This window comes from Pseudarthrobacter sp. R1 (assembly GCF_024494415.1).
Taxonomy (GTDB): Bacteria; Actinomycetota; Actinomycetes; order Actinomycetales; family Micrococcaceae; genus Arthrobacter.
In genome coordinates, this window is the sequence record NZ_JAMKFI010000009.1 from 450,794 (window position 1) to 467,373 (window position 16,580).

Here is a 16,580-nt window from a genome sequence, read left to right on the forward strand (position 1 = left end):
TGCTGGACGGGTCCGGACCTATCCCGGCGTCGATGGCACGGAACCTCGTCGGTGACGGGGCGGGCTCGTTTTACCGGGTGCTGGTGGATCCGCGGGACGGGGCTCCGCTGGAGATCGGCCGCACCAGATACCGGCTGACCAAAGCGATGCGGAACTGGCTGCGGCTGCGGGACGGCAAATGCCCGTTCCCCGGCTGCAGCAACAACGCCCTGGACAACGAAGCGGACCACCTCCTCGCCTGGCACAAAGGCGGCACCACCGGCATATCAAACCTGGGACAGCCCTGCCCCAAACACCACAAACTCCGGCACATCAGCGGCTGGAAACCAACACCAGCCACCACAACCGAACCACCCGGCTGGACCTCACCCACCGGGCGGCACTACAAAAGCGAACACCAGGACTGGGAACCACCACTCTGGCCCACTGAGGTGGGAGTATCGTTGCCACGGGCAGTTGCCGCCGCGGACCTTGCGGAACTTCAAACTGCGGCATTAATCAGTGCGGGATTTCAGGCTGCGGAACTCCGGGCAGAGGATTCGGCGCTTACATATGATCCCTGGGTCGATATAGCACCGGAAGACTTCATAACTTCCGACGACCTTTCACCTGAAGAACCCCGCTGGGAGGACCTCCATGACGTGCCCGAGGTCCTGCCGCACGACCCGTTCCCGGATTGGGAGCTGTTCCTGACGTCGGAATCAGTCCTCCACGTTTGAAGCCCCGCGTGTATTCCAGCGTGCATGTTCTGGTCCAAAGGAAGCTATTCATTGCTGGACGCAGCTCGCGCGGCAGCCTCGATCGAGGCGCGGTGGGCCGCCCATTCTTCCGCGCTCCGAACGGTCAGGTTCGGATCTCCGGGCCGCTGGCCGGCGCTGCCGTCGATGAGTTCGCGCAGGATGTCGGCGTGACCAAGGTGCTGCGCCCGCTCTGCAACCATATGGACCAAAATCTGGTGCAGGGTGACGTGGCGCCGCTCCTCCGGCCACCACGGCACTACACCCGGAGCATCCAACGGCAGTGCCTCGATGGTTGCATCACTGCGGGCAGCGGCAAACCGGTGCAGTTCCACGATGAAGTCCGTGGATTCATCGGCCGACGCCCACATGTCGGCGTCGGGGCTTGGTGCCGGTAGGCGTCAGCGGGCGGCGGATGTCGTATTCGCTCAGGCCATCCAGCTTGCCCAGGAGATTGTCCCGCCTGACGCGCAGATAGTGATGCAGTCTCTCCTTTTCGTCCATAGCGGGAGCATACCTAACGCAAGTTTTGTCAATGGCCGGGCATCCAGGAGCAGCCCCTAACAGTGGTCGACGCGCCAACACGGCCACCCGTTCGTCGAACCCCCGTCGTTGTCTGCTATTCCAGACAGGAGGCGTGCGCTGAAGGACATTAGAGAACCATAGGAGGCGCATGCTTAAGTACGGGATCCCGGATAGCAGTCGGAGCTCCCGCAAGGAACGAAGGAGAGTCCGGTGTTGGCTACAGAAGCTAGGCCGCAGGCGGTCAGCGAACCGAAGGCGGCAACAAAGGTGGCGTCGAAGGTTCCGGCTGCCGAGAACACGCTGCGCATCCTGAAACTGCTGGCTTCCCGGCGGGGGCCGATGGCAGCGTCGCAAATTGCGTCTTCCCTTGGCCTGCCCCGGTCCAGTGTTTACCACCTGCTGGGCGTCATGGAGGCAAATGGTTTTGTGCTCCATCTCCATGAGGAGCAACGGTACGGGCTCGGCATCAGCGCCTTCGAGCTCAGTTCCGCGTACTCCCGGCAGGAGCCACTGTCCCGGCTCGGCCGGCCACTGCTGGCTTCCCTCGTGGATGCCCTTGGCGAAAGTGCGCACCTGGCGGTGCTGCACGGCCGGGATGTGCTCTACATCGTGGAGGAGCGGGCCAAGAACCGCCCGTCCCTGGTGACCGACGTCGGCGTCCGGCTCCCCAGCCACCTCACCGCCAGCGGGCGGGCCATCCTCGCGGCTCTGCCAAAGTCCCAAGTGCGCGCGCTGTACCCGAACGCCGCAGCCTTTACTGCCCGCCACGAGGTGGAGGGCGCCATCATGAAGTACTCGGCATTGTCCTCGCACCTGGACCAGGTGAGGCAGCGCGGCTACGCCACCGAACACGGCGAGGTCACACCCGGCTTTGGCTCCATCGCCGCCGCCGTCACCGACCACCTGGGATGGCCGACGGCGGCAGTCGCCGTGACGTTCCTCGAGGACAAATTGCCCCCGCAGGAATGGCCGGTGCTGGCTGGCCGGGTCCAAAAGGTAGCGGACGAACTGTCCGTCCGGCTTCACGGCCGCCCCGTCAAGTAGCCGCCCCCGCTCCCCACTTTGCCCTATCACCCATGGTCCCCAACCGGGGCTTTTGGCAACCAAAAGTGATGGCGCAACCGGAGGGCTGGGATCGTCTGGAATGCCGGACAGCGCCCCGTCAAAACCCCTGTAAAGCCCGCCCGCCAAGGGCTTTAGTTGATACAGAACCTCTTTCACACCACAGACACAAGACGAAAAGGAGCCACCATGGCACCCGCCGATTTCACCACCGGTGCCCGCCCGGTCAAAGCAGCCCGCGGCACCGAGCTCACCGCCAAGTCCTGGCAGACGGAAGCCCCGCTGCGCATGCTGATGAACAACCTGGACCCCGAGGTGGCCGAGCGCCCGGATGACCTGGTGGTCTACGGGGGCACCGGCCGCGCCGTCCGCTCCTGGGCAGCGTTCGATGCCATTACCCGCACCCTGGAGACCATGGAAAAGGACGAGACCCTGCTGGTCCAGTCCGGCAAGCCGGTGGGCGTGTTCCGCACCAATGAGTGGGCGCCCCGGGTCCTGCTGGCGAACTCCAACCTGGTGGGCGACTGGGCCACCTGGCCCGAATTCCGCCGGCTCGAGGCCGAGGGCCTGATGATGTACGGCCAGATGACCGCAGGTTCCTGGATCTACATCGGCACCCAGGGGATCCTGCAGGGCACCTTCGAGACGTTCGCTGCCATCGCCCGCAAACTGACCGGCGACGAAAACGGTACCTTGGCCGGCACCCTCACCCTCACCGGTGGCTGCGGCGGCATGGGCGGCGCGCAGCCGCTGGCCGTTACCCTGAACGACGGCGCCTGCCTGATTGTCGACGTCGACGAAACCCGCCTGCGCCGCCGCGCCGGCAAGCGCTACCTCGACGAAGTGGAAACAGACCTCGACGCCGCCATCGCCAAGGTGCTCAAAGCCAAGGAAGAGCGCCGCGGCTGGTCCGTAGGCTACGTGGGCAACGCCGCCGAGGTCTTCCCCGAAATCCTGCGCCGCCACAAGGCCGGGGAGCTCACGGTGGACATCGTCACCGACCAGACCTCCGCGCACGATCCGCTGTCCTACCTGCCCGAGGGCATCTCGGTGGAGGAGTGGCACCGCGAAGCCGAAGCAGACCCCGAAGGCTTCACCAAAAAGGCCCAGGCCTCGATGGCACGCCACGTCCAGGCGATGGTCGAATTCCAGGACGCAGGCGCCGAGGTCTTCGACTACGGCAACTCCATCCGCGACGAAGCCCGCAAGGGCGGCTACACCCGGGCCTTCGAGTTCCCCGGCTTCGTTCCCGCCTATATCCGCCCGCTGTTCTGCGAAGGCCTTGGTCCCTTCCGCTGGGTCGCACTGTCCGGTGACCCCGAGGACATCCGGGTCACCGATGAGGCCATCAAGGAGCTCTTCCCGGAGAACAAGCACCTGCACCGCTGGATCGACGCCGCCCAGGAACGGGTGGAGTTCGAAGGCCTGCCTGCCCGGATTTGCTGGCTCGGCTACGGCGAACGTGCCAAGGCCGGCCTGCTGTTCAACCAGCTCGTCAAGGAAGGCAAAGTCAAGGCCCCCATCGTGATCGGCCGCGACCACCTGGACTCCGGCTCGGTGGCCTCCCCGTACCGCGAAACCGAGGCCATGGCGGACGGTTCGGACGCCATCGCCGACTGGCCCATGCTGAACGCCCTGCTCAACACGGCGTCCGGCGCCACCTGGGTATCCTTGCACCACGGCGGTGGTGTGGGCATCGGCCGATCCATCCATGCCGGCCAGGTCTCCGTCGCCGACGGCACGGACCTCGCGGCCCAGAAGCTTGAGCGCCTCCTCACCAACGACCCCGGCATGGGCGTCATCCGCCACGCCGACGCCGGCTACGATCGCGCCCTCGACGTCGCCAAGGAACGCGGCGTCCGCATCCCCATGAAGGAATCAGCAGATTCCGCAGAAGCAAAGAAGTAGGAACCACAAGTGACACTCACAACCCACGAACCGCTGACCGTCACCCTTGGGTCCAGCGGGGTCACGCCCGAGGACGTCGTCGCCGTCGCGCGCCACAACGCCAAGGTCGCCATCGCCCCGGGCGCCCTGGAAACCGTTGCCAAGGTCCGGGCACACATCGACAGCCTTGCCGCCAGCGACGTACCGGCGTACGGCATCTCCACCGGCTTCGGCGCCCTGGCCAACCGCCACATCCCCAACGAACTGCGCACGCAGTTGCAGAAGAGCCTGATCCGCAGCCACGCCGCCGGCATGGGTCCGGCCGTGGAACGTGAAGTGGTGCGCGGCATCATGTTCCTGCGCGCCAAGACCCTCGCCTCCGGCCGCACCGGTGTCCGCCCCGTGGTCCTGCAGACCATGGTGGACGTGCTCAACGCCGGCATCACGCCCCTGGTCCGCGAATTCGGTTCCCTGGGCTGCTCCGGCGACCTCGCCCCCCTGTCACACTGCGCCCTGGTCCTGATGGGGGAGGGTGAAGCAGCCGGGCCCGACGGCGAGCTCTACGGCGCTGCCGGCCGCCCCGCCGTCGCCGAACTTCTCGCCCAGCATGGCATCGAGCCCGTCATCCTCGCCGAAAAGGAAGGACTGGCACTGGTCAACGGCACGGAAGGCATGCTGGGCATGCTCCTCATGGCCATCGCGGACCTTCGCCAGCTCCTGACGACGGCGGACATCACCGCCGCGCTCAGCGTCGAGGCGCTGCTGGGCACCGACCAGGTGTTCCTGCCGGAACTTCACGCCGCGCTGCGCCCGCACCCGGGGCAGGCGGCCAGTGCCGACAACATGCTGCGCGTGCTGTCCGACTCTCCGATTGTTGCCTCCCACCGCGTGGGGGACTCGCGGGTACAGGACGCCTACTCGCTCCGCTGCGCCCCGCAGGTTGCCGGTGCCGTCCGGGACACGCTGGACCATGCAGCCCTCGTCGCTTCGCGTGAACTGGCCGCCGCCATCGACAACCCGGTGGTCCTTCCCGATGGACGGGTCAGCTCCAACGGCAACTTCCACGGCGCCCCGGTGGCCTACGTCCTGGACTTCCTGGCCATTGCCGTCGCCGACCTGAGCTCCATCGCCGAGCGGCGGACGGACAGGATGCTGGATCCGGCCCGTTCCCACGGCCTCCCCGCCTTCCTCGCAGCGGACCCCGGCGTCGATTCCGGGCTCATGATTGCCCAGTACACGCAGGCAGGCCTGGTATCGGACAACAAGCGGCTCGCTGTTCCCGCATCAGTGGACTCCATCCCGAGTTCCGCCATGCAGGAAGACCACGTGTCCATGGGCTGGCACGCGGCGCGCAAGCTGCGGAAGGCTGTGGAGAACCTGCGGCGGGTCCTGGCCATCGAACTGGTGACCTCGGCTCGTGCCCTGGACATCCGCACCCAGCTCTCCGGTGGAGTGCTGACGCCGGGGCCGGCAGGCGCCGCCGTCGTCGCTGCCCTTCGCGCTGTGGTGGAGGGGCCGGGAACGGACCGCTTCCTTTCACCGGAGCTTGAGGCGGCAGACACTCTCGTCGCAGCAGGGGAGGTGCGCCGGGCAGCCGAATCCGCCGTCGGTGCCCTGGCCTGAGCACGAACAATGTTCGGCACTACTGCACAAAACGTCCGCCTGGTGAAATTACCGGTGACACGGTCATCAGGCGGGCGGGGAGTGTAGTAGAACTGAAGGTGTAGTGAAAGTCACATCAAAGAGGCTGTGGCGCGGAACATATACAAAGGGGTAGAAGTTCAAATGAAAGCACGTGGGGCAGTCCTGTCGAGGCGCAATGCCCATTCCGCAGCGGTTACCGACTGGAGGACTCTTCAGGCCGGGGAACGCGTCGAGATCATCAAGCAGGCGCATGTGGTAGCCACCGGCGAGGTGGAAGAAGTGTCCCAGAGCGGAAACGTGCTGTGGCTTGTGCCGGCTGGCCCGACTGAGAAGCAGCTCTTTCTGAAGTCCGACGGCGTGCAGGTACGCCGCGGCTGACAGCCTTCGCATTTCCAAGCAAAAGTCCCCGCCCCTGGCTGACGCAGGGCGGGGACTTTTGTTTGATTCACGCCAGAGGCGTCAAACTGTTAGGCGGCGATGGCCTCGTAGGTTTCGCCGAACGGCACAGATTCATCCAGCGCTACCGTGTAGCGGCCGGGGTGCAGCCGGGTGACCAGGATTCCGCAGGAGGCGTCCTTCGCAGCTACCTCGATCAGCTCGGCAACGGCCTCTTCCAGGCCTGCGTGCATTTCACCTGCAGTGGCAAACTCCAGGTCGATAGACCGGTTCTGCGGCTCTTCCGTGGAGATGGATGGGGCCGGAACGCGTTCCAGAGTGGCTGTAGACATGACTGAACTTTCTGTGGTTTGTCCCCCAGGGCCTGCCTAGTCTACTGGGCGAGCGGCCTTATGTCAGATGACTGCCCTATGCGAGCAGGAAGGGCGGGCCCCGGAAGCCCCAAAAAGCCGCCGGTAGTGCGGTCACAAACGGTCCGGTGGCGGAAGCCAACCCGCCTCGGCCACCATGGTGGTAGTCCACCTGCGATCCGGCTCCAGAAAGAAGGAATTCCTGTATGAAGATCATGCGCCTGGGAGACAACGGCAAGGAACAGCCGGCCGTCCTGATGTCGTCGGAAGACGGATCCGAACGGTACTTCAGCCTCCTGCCCCTCACCCGTGATGTGGACGGCGACTTCCTGGCAGCGGGAGGGCTGGGCAAAATCCGGGAGGCGCTGGATGCAGGTACCTTGCCGGTCCTCACAGAAGCAGCCACCCTGCGCATCGGGCCACCACTGGCACGCCCGGGAGCAGTGGTTGGCATCGGCATGAACTACGCCGCCCACGCGGCCGAGTCCGGCTCGGCACCACCGGAGATTCCCGTGGTGTTCCTCAAGCCCACCAACACAGTAACGGGTCCCTACGACCCCGCCCCCGTGCCGCCGCACTCCAGTAAATATGACTGGGAGGTGGAACTGGGCATCGTGATCGGCAGGGAAGCCAGCTACCTGGCGTCCGTGGCCGAGGCACAGAAGTGCATCGCCGGCTACATCACGGCCAACGACTTCTCCGAGCGGGAGTACCAGCTTCCGGGGGCTGCCGGGCAATGGACCAAGGGCAAAACGCTGCCGGGTTCAACGCCACTGGGCCCATGGCTTGTCCCGGCCGACGACACCGACGCCGTCAACCTTCGGCTGCGCAGCTGGGTCAACGGGGAAGCGCGGCAGGACTCCAACACGTCGGAACTCATTTTTGACCCACCCACCCTGGTCCACCACTGCAGCCAGTACATGCGACTGGAGCCCGGCGATGTGATTCTCACCGGGACTCCAGAAGGGGTGGCGCTGAGCGGCCGCTTCCCCTACCTCCAACCGGGCGACGTCGTCGAGGTGGAGGTAGAGGGGTTGGGGCGCCAGCGCCAGGAACTGTACCGTGCAGGGCAGCCCCGGTCCGGGCAGCCTGCGGCGCAGGAACAGGAACAGGAACAGCAACAGCCGCAGGGGCAGCTGCAGTCCCGCTAGCCTGCCTTTACCGCCAGGACCGGGCAGTCCGCCTCCAGCAGGATGCGCTGTGACACGCTGCCCATGATGAGCTTGCCCACCGGAGTACGCCGGCGCAGACCAATCACGATCAGCTCGGCGTTGTTCTCCTCTGCGGCATCCAACACCTCGGCGGCGGCATCGTGGCCTCGGACCGGCTGCTTGATCACGTGGTCGATGCCCTGGGTGGCCAGTCGGTCCTCGATGCTCTGGATCTCCGGCTCCTGGGCGTAGCGGTTGTCCACCAGGGCGTCGCCCTTGGACGAGTTGATGACCAGCAGGGTGGTGTTGCTCTTCCGGGCTTCGTGGATGGCCTGGGTCAGGGCTGCTTCGCCCTCGGGGGTCGGGACGTATCCCACCACGATGGTCATGGTGTCTCCTTTGTTTTTCTGGGCTACATGGACAGGGTTCCCTGGCCGAGCGTGCGAGGTAGGGGGTCCGTAGGGAGGGTAATTGATGCCGGGCGGAACTGAAGGGCGGCTTCTCAGCCGTCGCCGTCGGCCGGACCGTCGGCGCGGTGGCTGCCGTGGCTTACGCTGCCGCCAGCCTCCCTGGGGACGGTTGCGCCGGAGTTGGCGGGGACCGCGGTCTTGGGCGCCGGACGCGTCCGCCGGAACAGCTTGAAGAGCAGCGGCCACAGCAGGATGAGTCCCACGATGATGTAAACAACGACGGCGATCGGCTCGCTGAAGAGACCTGCGGGGTCACCGGCGCTGAGCTGCAGGGTCTTCCGGAGCTGGCCTTCGATGCGCGGCCCAAGGATCACGCCGAGGATGAGCGGCAGGACGGGCAGCCCGAACCGCCGCATCATGAAGCCGAGTGTGCCGAGGACCAGCAGGAGCACCAGGTCGAATGCCTGCAGGTTCACCGAGTAGGCGCCCAGCGTGGCGAAGAAGAGGATGCCCGCGTACAGGTACGGCCGGGGGAGCTGCAGGAGCTTTGCCCACATTGGTGCCAGCGGCAGGTTGATCAGCAGGAGCAGCAGGTTGCCGATGAACAGGCTGGCGATCAAGGCCCACACCAGCGGCCCCTGGCTGGAGAAGAGCTGCGGGCCCGGCTGGATGCCGTAGGAAGTGAAGGCTGCGAGCATCACCGCGGCCGTGGCGTTGGTGGGCAGGCCGAGCGCCAGCATCGGGGTGAGCGTGCCGGCGGCGGCGGCGTTATTGGCAGCTTCGGGGCCGGCAACACCTTCAATGGCGCCCTTGCCGAACTCTTCAGGGTGTTTGCTGAGGCGCTTCTCGGTGACGTAGGAGAGGAACGTGGGGATCTCGGCGCCACCTGCCGGCAGCGCGCCGAAGGGGAAGCCGAAGGCGGTGCCGCGCAACCACGGCTTCCAGGACCGCTTCCAGTCGGACTTGCCCATCCAGGGCTGCCCTACGGGAATGGCGTGCAGCGGGGTGCGGCGCAGGTGGGCGGCCACCCACAGGGCTTCACCCACGGCGAAGATGGCGACTGCCACCACAACAATGTCCAAACCGTCCGCCAGCAGCGGCTGGCCGAAGGTCAGGCGGCGCTGGCCCGTGACGGAGTCGATTCCCACCAGGCCGATGGCGAGGCCGAGGGCCAGTGAGGCAAAGCCGCGGAGCCGGGACGATCCCAGGACCGCGGTGACCGCCAGCAGGGCCAGGACCATGATGGCGAAGTAGCTTGGCGCACCCAGGCTGACGGCGAACTGGACCACGATCGGTGCGCAGACGGCAAGCAGGGCGGTGCCGATGGTGCCGGCAACGAACGAGCCGATGGCCGCCGTCGCAAGCGCCTGCGCAGCCCGGCCCGCCTTGGCCATCTTGTTGCCCTCGATCGCCGTCACCACCGACGACGATTCACCGGGCGTATTCAGCAGGATGGAGGTGGTGGAGCCGCCGTACATGCCGCCGTAGTAGATGCCGGCGAACATAATGAAGGCGCTGGTGGGTTCCAGGGCGTACGTGACCGGAAGCAGCAGGGCCACGGTCATGGCGGGGCCCAGGCCCGGAAGGACGCCGACGGCGGTGCCCAGGAGTACGCCGATCACGGCGTAGAGGAAATTCATGGGGGTGAGGGCGGTGGCGAAGCCGTCCATCAGTGAGGACCAGACGTCCATCAGAGGATTCCTTCCAGGAGTCCGGCGGGCAGTGCGATGCCGAGGCCGAGGTAGAAGCCGTAGAAGGTCAGCAGGGACAGTGCCACGGAGATGAGCCCGTCACGGATGTAGTGCCGGCTGCCCAGCGCCAGGACGCTGCCCCAAAAAAGGACAGTGCCGGAAATGACCCATCCGGCCCAGTCGATGAGCAGGATGTTCAGGATGAAGGCTCCCGCCAGGGGCAGGACGGTCTTCCAGTCGGCGGGGTGGGTGAGGTCGACGTCTTCGCCGCCCTCCGCCTCGCCCTGGCCGCCGCGGATGACGTTAAGCGCCAGCAGGATGGCGCAGACTACCAGCAGGCCGGCCACGATGTACGGAACGGTTTTGGGACCGACCGGATCGGATTGGGAATACGGGGTTGCCAGGCGGTTGGCGTCCACGAAGACCAGGACGCCGGCTGCGCCGAGCAGGAGTGCAACTCCCAGCTCGGCGCGGCCTTTCAGGCCTGAAATCAGGGAGCTCACGCCAACCCAAGCTTGGTGAGGACGTCCGCCACCCGCTTGTCCTGGTCGGTGAGGAAGGTCTTGAACTCGTCGCCGGTGATGAAGGCGTCGGTCCAGCCGCGCGTCTTCAGTACTTCCTTCCAGGCCTCGGTGCCGTGCATCTTCTCAAGGGCGGCAATCAGCTTGGCTTTGTCCTCGTCGCTGATGCCCGGAGGGGCCACCATTCCGCGCCAGTTGGTGAACACCAGGTCGATGTTGGATTCCTTCAGCGTCGGCGCGTCCACGCCCTCAAGCCGCTTTTCGCCACTGGTGGCCAGGACGCGTACTTCGCCGGACTGGATCTGCTGCAGGAGCTCGCCGGGACCGGAGGCGGCAAAGCCAAGCTTGTTGCCGAGGATCGCCGGCAGGAGGTCACCACCGCCGTCGTAGGAAACGAAGTTGACCTTGGTCGCGTCGATGCCCACGGCGCCCGCAAGCTGCATGGGCAGGAGGTGGTCAGGGCCGCCCGGGGAGGAGCCGCCGCCCACGGAAATGGAAGCGGGGTCGGCCTTCCAGGCTTTCACCAGGTCGTCGATGGTCTTGTAGGGGGAGTCCTTGCTGACCATGATGGCGCTGGGCTCTTCGATCAGGCGGGCCAGCGGGGTGGTCTCGGTCAGCTTCGACTCGGACTTATTGGTGTAGCTGGCGCCCACGACACCCAGCCCCATCAGCATGGCGAGGTCGCCATTGCCCTTTTCGTTGACCACGCGGGCCAGGCCCACGGTGCCGCCGGCACCGGCGAGGTTGAAGACTTCGGTGTTGGTGGAGATCTTCTCGTCGTCGAGGACCTTTGCTGCTGCGCGGGCGGTGGTGTCATAACCGCCGCCCGGGGTGTTGGGGACCATGATCTGCAGTCCGGTGATGGGGCCTGCGGCGGCGCCGGAGCTTTCCGAACCGGTGGAGCTCTTGCCGGTGGCACCGCAACCGGTGGCCATCAGGGCGATGCCGGCGGCGACGGCGGCGACTCGCAATGCGCGGATCTGGCGCATGGTGTTCCTCTTCTCAGTGATGCATGCTCTACGGGGATGGTCAGCGAACCTGACCTTGTGCTTCGATGCTAGGTCCATCCGTGATGCCCATCACTCTTGTGTACGCAGAGAAAGTTAAGTTCATTGCGTTCACGTTTCCGGGGTCCCACATCGCCTCCGGCAACAAGGCACCGGGACGGGGGCACGACGGCGGTCCCCGCTGGTTTACGCATGCCCTGCGGTATAGTTCCGGTACGCCGGGAGGGGACGGGCGGCGCGCCCCTGCGCACCAGCGCCTGCGGGCACTTGAACCACCACTAAAGGAATCCACGCAGTGACTCGACGAAGAGGAATGTCCCTCGCCGGACAGTACCTTGTGCTGCAGTTGCTGATTGTCCTGGCGGTGCTGGTGGCGGTGGTGGCCATCTCCCTTGCCCAGTCTGCTGCCGCCTTCGAGCGCACTGAGGGCCGCAGGGCGCTGTCCGCGGCCGAAGCCCTGGGCAACAACCCCGCGGTACGGGCTCTGCTGCCGGACGCGCAACCGCGGGCGGGGGCCGCCCTGCCCGCTGTGGCCGAATCCGTCCGGACAGTCTCGGGGTCCTCGCACGTGGCGCTGGCAAGGCTGGACCAGACGGTGGTGGCCGCTTCCGATCCAAGCCTGCTGGGCAATCCCCTGGAACTTGGCCCCAGCAGGGTGATGGAAGGCCGGGCCTGGACGGGTGTGGTGGGCGGCAGTGGCGCCGCCGTCCTGTCCGCCCATGTGCCGGTGCTCGACGACGCCGGAAAGATGATCGGCATCGCCTCCGTCAGCCGCAACTACCCCTCCACCCTTGAGCGGCTGGGCGACGCGGTTCCCAACCTCCTGACCTATCTCGGCGTCGCGAGCGTCCTGGGTGTGGCCGGGTCCCTGCTGCTGGCCCGTCGCGTCAAACGGCAGACCCTGGGCATGGAGCCCAGCGAAATTACCGGGCTCGTGGAAAACCGGGAGGCCATGGTGCATGGCCTGAAGGAAGGCGTGGTGGCGCTGGATCCCCATGAGCGCATCACGGTGGCCAATGACAGCGCACGGATACTGCTGGGGCTTCCGCAGGACTGCGTGGGCAAGAAGCTCGCCTCCCTGCCCGTGGACCCCGCGCTCAAGGTGGTCCTGACCCGCGAGCAGCAGGACCCGGACCAGCTGGTGCTGGTGGGGGAGCGCCTGGTGGTGGCGAACCGGGTCCCCATCCGCTCCCGCGGCCGGGACATCGGCTCGGTCACTACCCTGCGGGACCGGACCGAGCTGTCCTCGCTGGAACGTGAGCTGGGCGCCACCCGCACCGCCACGGACACGCTGCGGGCCCAGGCCCATGAGTTCGCCAACCAGCTGCACGTCATTTCAGGCCTGATCCAGATCGGCGAATACGATTCCGTGGTGCAGTTCGTCAATGGAGCAACGGTGGACCGGACCAGGCTGAACGATGAAGTGACCAGCCGCATCCAGGACCCTGCGCTCGCCGCACTGCTGATCGCCAAGTCCAGCCTCGCCACCGAACGCGGCGTGGCCCTTCAGCTCGATCCCGAGTCCGCCCTGCGCCAGGTCAGCGATGACCTGTCCCGGGACCTCACCACCGTTGTGGGTAACCTCGTGGACAACGCCTTCGACGCCGTTACCGGCCTGCCGGGCGCAAGTGTCCGGGTGCTCGTGGAGGACAGCGCGGACCACGTCACCGTCACCGTCCGCGACACTGGCCCGGGCGTCCCGGCCGAGGCTCTGGAGGAGATCTTCCGGCAGGGGTTCTCCACCAAGGAAACAGGACCGGCAGATGGCCGCGGTTTTGGGCTGGCCCTCTCACGGGTGGTCTGCCGGCGGTCCGGCGGCGACCTCACGGTGGCCAATGACAACGGGGCAGTCTTCACAGCACGATTCAAAAGAGGTACAACGCAGCCATGATCAAGGTGCTGATCGTCGATGACGACTTTATGGTGGCCAAGGTCCACGCTGGATTTATCCAGCGGACACCCGGGTTCGCCGTGGTAGGGGTGGCCCATACGGGTGCCCAGGCAGTGCTTGAAACGGAACGGCTGCAGCCGGACCTGGTGCTGCTGGACATCCACCTCCCGGACATCAACGGACTGGACCTGATGCACCGGCTACGGGACGTTGCCCCGGAGCTGGATGTGCTGGTAATCAGCGCGGCCCGCGAGGTGGAAACCGTGCGCAAGGCCCTGCGCGGCGGGATTGTGCACTACCTGATCAAGCCGTTTTCGCAGTCGGACCTGCAGGAGCGGCTGGAGCATTACCGGAGCGCGTACCAAGGCCTGGATTCGGCCAAGGACGTGGCGGAGCAGTCGGACGTGAACCGGGTGTTCGGCCTGGACGGCGCTGGTACCCAAGGCGGGCGGCCGCTTCCGAAGGGCTGCAGCATCGAAACGCTCAAGCTTGTGGAAGCAACGCTGAATGCGGCCGACGGCGATCTGTCCGCTGCCGAGGTGGCCGAACAGTTGGGAACGTCCCGCGTCAGCGCCCGCCGGTACCTCGAATACCTGCATGATGAGGGGACCCTTGAGGTAAGGCTCAAGTACGGGGTGGGGCGTCCGGAACGGCGCTACGTCCTCAAGGGCCAGTAAACGGCGCGCCGCGCCTTAGTGCTCGCCTCCCGGCGTGGGGCCGGGAAGGAACTCGGAGGGCAGCTCTGCCACAGGGATGATCACCATGTCCTGGACTTTCCAGTCCATGGCCACGCAGGCCTCGCGCGCCGCTTCGAGCTGTTCAAGGGAGGGAGTGACCTTGCCGGCCGGGACCACGAAGGACTCCACATGGAACACGTGTCCTTCGTCGCGGATCCGCGACTTTGCATCCTCGGTCCAGTCGAGGCTGCGGAGGTACTCATCCAGTTGCCGCCCCAGCGGGTGGGGCTTGCCGTCGTCGTAGGTCATGGCTCGCTTGTCCATCAGGGCGGAAACGGCGGCGCGGGTGTTCTTGAAGCCATCGTGCAGGATGCTCGCCGAGATGATCAGCGCGGCGGCGTAGTCAGCCCACCAGAGCCCCATTCCGATTCCTGCCACGCCGGCTACGGCCGCTATCGCCGTCATCCAGTCGGCCTTGTTCATGTCCGCATCCGCATAGAGCACTTTGTCGTGCAGTTTCTCGGCGAGTTTCATCTTGGCCCTGCCCAGGAAGACCGGCGGCGCTGAGGTGATGATCATAACGGCCACCATCAGCCAGCCCAGCCAAATGGTGTTGCCGAAAAGCTCGATGCCGCCGATGGTGGGATGCTCCGCCTTCAGCAGGCCAAGCCCGGACTCCACCAGGAGGTAACCGCCCATCACCGTCAACGCGACCGCGGCCACCAGGTGCGCCACCCCGGTGGACCGGTGATAGCCATAGGGATGCTTTTCTGAAGGAGGTTTGCGGATGGCATGCGCCGCCACCAGGAAGGAGATGGGCGGCAGGAAGGAAAGCAGGTCCTCGATCCAGGCGGCCTTCATGGCCTGCGAGTTGCCCAGCACCAGGAACACCATGGTAGTGGTGACCACCAGGAAACCCATGGTGGCCCATTCCACCCTAATGGCCTTGCGCAGCGCCTCCTGCTGTTCGGGCGGCAGTTCGGTGTTCCCGAACCGGACGGCGTCATGGCTGGCGATGTTTGTCATTTCTGCTCCTTCGCCGCCATCAGGAACTTATCGAGCTCAAGCAGGAAAGCGTTCTCACCCAGCGGCACCAGCATGACGTGTTTGTGGAGGTTTCCGCGCTCGTCACGCGATTCCGCGTAGGGGCGGGTCAGGCCGGCGTGCGTCACCCACGGTGTTTTGTCATCCAGCCCGCCGATCACCAGGTCCAGCCCGCCGTGCTTGAGCTCTTCGGCCAGGACCTGCTCGGTGCCGGCCACCCACTCCACGTCGGCGCCCAGCTGCGCCGCGAAGTCCCGTACCAGATCGGCCTCTGTGCCCTGGACGTCGTTGCTGCTGACATCGCCGCTGGTGTCCGCGGAGATCCGGACCCAGTCGCCGTTCATGCTCGCCCCCACCCTGAGGGTTCCCCCCTGTGCTTTCTCCAGGGTTCCCTGGGGGTCGGCGGGGAAGCTGCCCGCGCAGCCGGTGAGTAACAGCAGGACGGCCAGCAGCAGTCCTGCCACCATTCCTCGGCGCCGCATTCCGCTTACTCCCTTCCTCCAGTAGAAAGTCCAATATTAGACAGCCTACTTACTTTTCTGGGGAATGGGGCCGCATAAAAGGAGCAGCCACAGAGGGATCAGCGCAGCAGGGTCTCAATCAGTCGCGCGGCGACCTTCGCGGTCCTGCCATCGATATCGAACCCGGGGTTCAGCTCTGCGACATCCAGGTGCAGCAGCTTGCCGGACCGGGCCACCTGGCGGCATACTTCGCTGATGACCGCAAGCGGCACACCGTAGGCGGCCGGCGCGCTGACTCCCGGGGCCACGGCTGCCGGCAGCACGTCAAGGTCGATGGTCAGGTACAGGACATCGACCTCCGCGAGGAAGCCTGCTACGAAGTCCCGTACGCGCTCCGCACCGCAGTCCTCGTCCAGCAGGTAGCGGACGCCCAGCTTCTGTGCGGTGTCGAAGAGGGCACGAGTGTTGTTGGGTTCTGATATCCCGACGACGGCGTACCGGAACTCCCGTCCGGCGGCGGCTTCTGCCCGGGCCATCTGGAGGAACGGCGTCCCGGAACTGGGCTTGTCCTCATCGCGCAGGTCGAAGTGTGCGTCGAGGTTCAGGACGCCCAGCCGCCGGCCATCCTGGACGGCTGCGGATCCGGCCACGCCCAGGTAGCTGGCAAACGCGGTTTCGTGGCCGCCGCCCAGCACCACAGTGAGGTGCCCGTCGTCGAGCATTGCCGTTACTGCTTTGCCGGTGCGCTCCTGGCCGGCTTCGAGATCGCTGCCGGAGACCACCACATCCCCGGCATCGGCAACAGACCGGTCCAGATGGAACGCCAGCGGGCCGAGGGCGGCGCGCAGTGCAGCGGGGGCGGCAGCCGCTCCCGTCCGGCCCTTGTTCCGGCGCACTCCTTCGTCGCTGCAGAAACCGATCAGGACGGCGGGCTGTGGCGCGGCCCCTGGTGCAGCGTCACCTTGGTAGGGCGTGACGGCCTGCCACCAGCGGCGGTGCTCTGGGCCGTCACCGTCAAACCTGCCGTTCCAGGGCTGCGGCGGGACGTCGACGGCGGGGATTGATGCAGGCATGCCTCAAGCTCACCGCATGCCGGCGGCCAAAACCAGCAACGCCGCCGTCGTGA

17 protein-coding genes and 1 pseudogene are annotated in these 16,580 nt (G+C 66.1%); 9 read left to right on the forward strand and 9 right to left on the reverse strand.

What is annotated here, in order from left to right; genetic code table 11:
* Window positions 1-719: HNH endonuclease signature motif containing protein (locus M8J71_RS19360; protein ID WP_256249426.1), on the forward strand; the 719-nt coding region annotated here is incomplete at its 5' end.
* Window positions 720-763: 44 nt separating this feature from the next.
* Here M8J71_RS19360 and M8J71_RS23705 read toward each other — a convergent pair.
* Window positions 764-1,241 (reverse strand): annotated as a pseudogene (locus M8J71_RS23705) (DinB family protein).
* 234 nt (window positions 1,242-1,475) lie between these two features.
* Here M8J71_RS23705 and M8J71_RS19370 point away from each other — a divergent pair.
* The 4 genes from M8J71_RS19370 to M8J71_RS19385 all read left to right on the forward strand — a co-directional run bounded on the left by M8J71_RS19370 (window position 1,476) and on the right by M8J71_RS19385 (window position 6,233).
* Window positions 1,476-2,306 carry an IclR family transcriptional regulator gene (locus M8J71_RS19370; RefSeq protein WP_256249427.1) on the forward strand — a complete coding sequence of 277 codons (831 nt, stop codon included), beginning with the start codon at window positions 1,476-1,478 and terminating at the stop codon, window positions 2,304-2,306.
* A 207-nt stretch (window positions 2,307-2,513) separates the two neighbouring features.
* Window positions 2,514-4,232, forward strand: coding sequence for a urocanate hydratase (locus tag M8J71_RS19375; RefSeq protein WP_256249428.1), 1,719 nt, complete (start codon window positions 2,514-2,516; stop codon window positions 4,230-4,232).
* A gap of 9 nt (window positions 4,233-4,241) precedes the next feature.
* Entirely contained in the window at window positions 4,242-5,834 is a 1,593-nt protein-coding gene (hutH, locus tag M8J71_RS19380) for a histidine ammonia-lyase (RefSeq protein ID WP_256249429.1), read from the forward strand.
* 162 nt (window positions 5,835-5,996) lie between these two features.
* Window positions 5,997-6,233 (forward strand): hypothetical protein, encoded by a 237-nt coding sequence (locus M8J71_RS19385; RefSeq protein ID WP_102976692.1) that lies wholly within the window; start codon window positions 5,997-5,999, stop codon window positions 6,231-6,233.
* 89 nt (window positions 6,234-6,322) lie between these two features.
* On the opposite strand, the gene M8J71_RS19390 is transcribed toward M8J71_RS19385, so the two are convergent.
* Window positions 6,323-6,583 (reverse strand): hypothetical protein, encoded by a 261-nt coding sequence (locus M8J71_RS19390; RefSeq protein ID WP_256249431.1) that lies wholly within the window; start codon window positions 6,581-6,583, stop codon window positions 6,323-6,325.
* 224 nt (window positions 6,584-6,807) lie between these two features.
* On the opposite strand from M8J71_RS19390, the gene M8J71_RS19395 reads away from it, so the two are divergent.
* Window positions 6,808-7,752 carry a fumarylacetoacetate hydrolase family protein gene (locus M8J71_RS19395; protein WP_256249432.1) on the forward strand — a complete coding sequence of 315 codons (945 nt, stop codon included), beginning with the start codon at window positions 6,808-6,810 and terminating at the stop codon, window positions 7,750-7,752.
* Here the strand turns inward: M8J71_RS19395 and M8J71_RS19400 are convergent.
* The 4 genes from M8J71_RS19400 to M8J71_RS19415 form a co-directional block, all read right to left on the reverse strand.
* Entirely contained in the window at window positions 7,749-8,141 is a 393-nt protein-coding gene (locus M8J71_RS19400) for a universal stress protein (protein ID WP_142043255.1), read from the reverse strand. The two genes, M8J71_RS19395 and M8J71_RS19400, sit on opposite strands and share 4 nt — an antisense overlap.
* Window positions 8,142-8,254: 113 nt before the next feature.
* Window positions 8,255-9,853 carry a tripartite tricarboxylate transporter permease gene (locus M8J71_RS19405; protein WP_256249433.1) on the reverse strand — a complete coding sequence of 533 codons (1,599 nt, stop codon included), beginning with the start codon at window positions 9,851-9,853 and terminating at the stop codon, window positions 8,255-8,257.
* Complete coding sequence (locus M8J71_RS19410) at window positions 9,853-10,356, reverse strand: tripartite tricarboxylate transporter TctB family protein (protein ID WP_256249434.1); 504 nt, start codon at window positions 10,354-10,356, stop codon at window positions 9,853-9,855. Before M8J71_RS19410 ends, M8J71_RS19405 begins: the two co-directional genes overlap by 1 nt.
* Window positions 10,353-11,363, reverse strand: coding sequence for a Bug family tripartite tricarboxylate transporter substrate binding protein (locus tag M8J71_RS19415; protein WP_256249435.1), 1,011 nt, complete (start codon window positions 11,361-11,363; stop codon window positions 10,353-10,355). Before M8J71_RS19415 ends, M8J71_RS19410 begins: the two co-directional genes overlap by 4 nt.
* Window positions 11,364-11,446: 83 nt before the next feature.
* Here M8J71_RS19415 and M8J71_RS19420 point away from each other — a divergent pair, with 83 nt between their 5' ends.
* From M8J71_RS19420 to M8J71_RS19430, 3 genes are read left to right on the forward strand one after another with little or no spacing between them, the layout of a single operon-like run.
* Entirely contained in the window at window positions 11,447-11,680 is a 234-nt protein-coding gene (locus M8J71_RS19420; RefSeq protein ID WP_256249438.1) for a hypothetical protein, read from the forward strand.
* A 14-nt stretch (window positions 11,681-11,694) separates the two neighbouring features.
* Window positions 11,695-13,272 (forward strand): sensor histidine kinase, encoded by a 1,578-nt coding sequence (locus M8J71_RS19425; protein ID WP_256249623.1) that lies wholly within the window; start codon window positions 11,695-11,697, stop codon window positions 13,270-13,272.
* Entirely contained in the window at window positions 13,269-13,949 is a 681-nt protein-coding gene (locus M8J71_RS19430; protein ID WP_256249439.1) for a response regulator, read from the forward strand. The genes M8J71_RS19425 and M8J71_RS19430 overlap by 4 nt, the downstream gene beginning before the upstream one ends.
* Before the next feature lie 15 nt (window positions 13,950-13,964).
* Here the strand turns inward: M8J71_RS19430 and M8J71_RS19435 are convergent, their stop codons facing one another.
* The 3 genes from M8J71_RS19435 to hutG all read right to left on the reverse strand — a co-directional run bounded on the left by M8J71_RS19435 (window position 13,965) and on the right by hutG (window position 16,527).
* A complete protein-coding gene (locus tag M8J71_RS19435) occupies window positions 13,965-14,975 on the reverse strand; it encodes a cation transporter (protein WP_256249440.1) in 1,011 nt (336 codons plus the stop codon).
* Window positions 14,972-15,475 carry a transporter substrate-binding domain-containing protein gene (locus M8J71_RS19440; protein ID WP_256249441.1) on the reverse strand — a complete coding sequence of 168 codons (504 nt, stop codon included), beginning with the start codon at window positions 15,473-15,475 and terminating at the stop codon, window positions 14,972-14,974. The genes M8J71_RS19435 and M8J71_RS19440 overlap by 4 nt, the downstream gene beginning before the upstream one ends.
* 98 nt (window positions 15,476-15,573) lie before the next feature.
* Entirely contained in the window at window positions 15,574-16,527 is a 954-nt protein-coding gene (gene hutG, locus M8J71_RS19445; protein WP_256249442.1) for a formimidoylglutamase, read from the reverse strand.
* Window positions 16,528-16,580 lie beyond the last annotated feature (53 nt).